Raw genomic sequence first — 2,915 nt, 5'->3', positions numbered from 1 at the left:
GGTGTTGGATGTGGGGGGATTGTCCACTACGGAGTCGTTGCTAGCGCAGAGAACAGTCACAAAGCCCCAGCCGCTCGGTGAGACGCAGTTGTTGGCGGGAAGAACACCGCCAAAGCCCCAGCCGCGACGGCTCACGGCTTCGCCGTTCGCCAGTCGAGGGCTCCCTTCGGTCGCCCTCGCACGGCTCGCGCGGGTTGCTGCGGTCCTCGGTCGTTCGCTTCGCTCACTTCCTGCGGTCCTTGCGACGCCGTGCTTCGCCCCTCCGGGAGACTCCGTCTCCCGTGCCCCCGCTCGCTCCGCTCGCGGGGATCACGGCTGCCCGTTTGAATCCCACCCCTACAGCACTGCGACCGCACCTCACGCCTCCCCAACCTCGCCGCTCACTGCTCGCGGTTTCACCGCTCGCTATCGAGGTGCTCGTTTCACTCGCACCTCGCACCGTTCGCGACTCCCTCGCGCTCGGGTTCGCGCCCGCCGGGCGCTCACCGGAGCGCGCCACCGCAAACCGGATCGACCGTTCCATCGGCTGGACTGAACGATTCCTGTGTGAGTGTGCCAAGAGTTCTATGACACCCTCTTTGATTTCAAGCAAACCCCCCTTTCGGCGAGAAGACCACACGTGAACGTCGTCGGTCACCGATGCTCGTCGATCCACCCGCACCACGCGTGGAAATCCTCGGCTCCACACTGGTCCGCGATCGACTGTAGCGTCCCGGTCGGGATCTCGTCTTCCGACACCATCGGAACCGAAACGATCCGTACCTCGTCAGTATCGGGTGACTCGTAACGCATCTTCAGGTGGCTCCCCTCCCGATCTACACGCCTGTATCCGAACTCGTGGAGTACAGATGCGATCTCTCGCCCGGAAAAGTTCGTCCGGACCATTCACCGCATGAACTCGGGGAGATCCGTGTCGCCGGGCTCCGTGTCCTCCAGGCCCCACTCCTCGAGGTCCGCCTCAGTCACGGGTTCGCCGCCACCCTCGTGGAGTTCGATCGCCTCCGCGAGCATCCGGAGCGCTTCCGCCTTCGTGTCGCCGAAGGATGCGACACCACTCTCGAGGTCCTTCGCGGTGATCTTCCCGCCGTCCTCGTGAATGAACTCGACGCCCTCCTCGTCGGGAGCGTCGCCTGTCGCACTCGCCATACCCTCCCTTCGCGGACCGGTCGAATAAGCGTTCTGTCGGGTGCTCCTTGAGCGATTTCGCATCGAGTGAGTCACTCTGGGGAAAGTGGATGGCGGTCGAGATCGGAGAGGCCATCGTACGCACGATCGGAACCGATGAGCACGCCGTCGTGGCGTGTCGTCGCGTGTGCCGCGTGAAGCGCATCGAACGGGGTGAGATCGTGATCGTCGAGGTACGTCGCCGCCGCGAGCAGGAGTTCCTCGTCGGCCGCCGACGGCAGTGGAACCAGATCGAGCATGTTCGCAACGAGCGGGGCGACTTCGAACTCGAACCCCTCGCCCCTCGTATAGGCAGCGACGAGAAATTCCGCGTACACGAGTAGCGACGTTTCGACCGGTTCTTCGGCGAGAACCGCCTCGACTTCCTCGGTAAGCCAATCGTCCGGCTTCGCCACGGCGAAGAGAAAATCGGTTTCGACGTACGTCGCCGTCACGTGTCGGTCCCCTCCCCGGCCTCCCGACGGGTCTCCTCCGCGATCGTCGTCCGAGCGTGCTCACGAAGGTCCTCGATGTCCGTCCCCTCGAAGGCGGCGCCCACGCTCTCGCGGATCACCCGAATCGGATCGTCGTCGACGGGAACGAGCACGATCCGACTCGGCAGATCGACCACTCGGAACCGCTCGCCATGACGCTCCCGAAGATCCTTCGAGAGATAGATGCGTCCCCGATCATCAGTCTCGGTCACCATATCCCGCACGACGCGTGGGATAGCAATTAAGTTTTCCCAAAAATACCAAAATCCTCCCGGTTCCTACAGCGTCTCACATAACCGCCTCAGTACTCGACGACGCCGGCGTACCGGTCGACCGCGAGGATCCCGACGGCGCCGACGAGTGCGGCCGCGGCGAAGCGGGGCGCGGCGCTCGCCCACGTCTCCCCGCTTTCCGCGAGCCGGATCGAGACCTCGACGAGGGGGGCGCGCAGCGCGCCGACGACCAGGCTCACGAGGAAGGCCAGCGTCGCCGCGCGGTTGGCCTCCAGCGCGCGCCGGACCGCGTGCGCGACCGTGAACAGCCCGACGAGCCCGCCGGCGGCGAAGGCGACGATCGGCGGGGCGGTCTCGAGGGCCGCGCCGACCCCGTCGCCCGAGGCGGCCGCGAACAGCGCGTCGGTGAACGCCGACAGCGTCCCGGCCATGAACTCGTACTGGCCGAGCACGATCAACAGCAGCGAGCCGGAGAGCCCGGGAAGCACCATCGCGCTGACCGCGACCGCGCCCGCGACGAACACGACCGGGAGCGCGTGGCCGAGCGCGGTCGCGCCGTAGCCCGACGCGAGGAAGGCGGCGAGGAAGCCGGCGACCGCCGCGGCCTTGCGCCCCCGCGTGTCCAAGTCGACCGCGCCGAACAGCGCGACCGCGGACGCGCCGATCAGCCCGAAAAAGAACCCGTAGGTCGCGACCGGGACGGCGGTGAGCAGGGCGTCGACGAGCCGGAGGACGGCGACGACCGCAGTGCCGATCCCCGCGCCCAACACGGCGAGGAACGCGCCGTCGATCTCGCGGAACGCCTCGCGCGCATCGACCCGGCTGGACGGGAGCACCACGGCGAGGACGCGCGCGAGCCGCCCGCGGTCGATCGCGGTCACCGCCGCGATCAGCCGCTCGTAGATCCCGACGATGAGGGCGATGGTCCCGCCCGAGACGCCCGGCACCGCGTCGGCGGAGCCCATCGCGAGCCCCTTCAGGTACAGCGCCAGCCAGTCCCGGACGTCGGCCATCGCGGTCAGGG

At 67.4% G+C, this 2,915-nt stretch carries 5 protein-coding genes; all 5 read right to left on the bottom strand.

Translation table 11 applies throughout. The annotated features are described in order from the left end of the window. Positions 1–633: 633 nt before the first annotated feature. Complete coding sequence (locus tag Q0916_RS04330; protein WP_299234887.1) at positions 634–885, bottom strand: type II toxin-antitoxin system HicA family toxin; 252 nt, start codon at positions 883–885, stop codon at positions 634–636. Then, positions 886–1,146 (bottom strand): type II toxin-antitoxin system HicB family antitoxin, encoded by a 261-nt coding sequence (locus Q0916_RS04325; protein ID WP_299234884.1) that lies wholly within the window; start codon positions 1,144–1,146, stop codon positions 886–888. It abuts the gene before it with no gap. 71 nt (positions 1,147–1,217) lie between these two features. Continuing rightward, a complete protein-coding gene (locus Q0916_RS04320) occupies positions 1,218–1,619 on the bottom strand; it encodes a PIN domain-containing protein (protein WP_299234881.1) in 402 nt (133 codons plus the stop codon). Continuing rightward, positions 1,616–1,873, bottom strand: coding sequence for an AbrB/MazE/SpoVT family DNA-binding domain-containing protein (locus Q0916_RS04315; RefSeq protein WP_299234878.1), 258 nt, complete (start codon positions 1,871–1,873; stop codon positions 1,616–1,618). The genes Q0916_RS04320 and Q0916_RS04315 overlap by 4 nt, the downstream gene beginning before the upstream one ends. A gap of 86 nt (positions 1,874–1,959) precedes the next feature. Beyond that, entirely contained in the window at positions 1,960–2,904 is a 945-nt protein-coding gene (locus Q0916_RS04310; RefSeq protein WP_299234890.1) for a DUF368 domain-containing protein, read from the bottom strand. Between the last annotated feature and the right edge of the window lie 11 nt (positions 2,905–2,915).

The sequence above is a fragment of the Natronomonas sp. genome (assembly GCF_028274965.1).
Taxonomy (GTDB): domain Archaea; phylum Halobacteriota; class Halobacteria; order Halobacteriales; family Haloarculaceae; genus Natronomonas.
Note: the sequence above shows the minus strand (reverse complement) of the source record. Positions and strands in the feature narration are given on the sequence as shown.

What these genes read in the sequence shown, in the direction of transcription:
- Q0916_RS04330 (WP_299234887.1), bottom strand. Translation starts at nt 885, where the DNA reads ATGGTCCGGACGAACTTTTCCGGGCGAGAGATCGCATCTGTACTCCAC.
- Q0916_RS04325 (WP_299234884.1), bottom strand. Translation starts at nt 1,146, where the DNA reads ATGGCGAGTGCGACAGGCGACGCTCCCGACGAGGAGGGCGTCGAGTTC.
- Q0916_RS04315 (WP_299234878.1), bottom strand. Translation starts at nt 1,873, where the DNA reads ATGGTGACCGAGACTGATGATCGGGGACGCATCTATCTCTCGAAGGAT.
- Q0916_RS04310 (WP_299234890.1), bottom strand. Translation starts at nt 2,904, where the DNA reads ATGGCCGACGTCCGGGACTGGCTGGCGCTGTACCTGAAGGGGCTCGCG.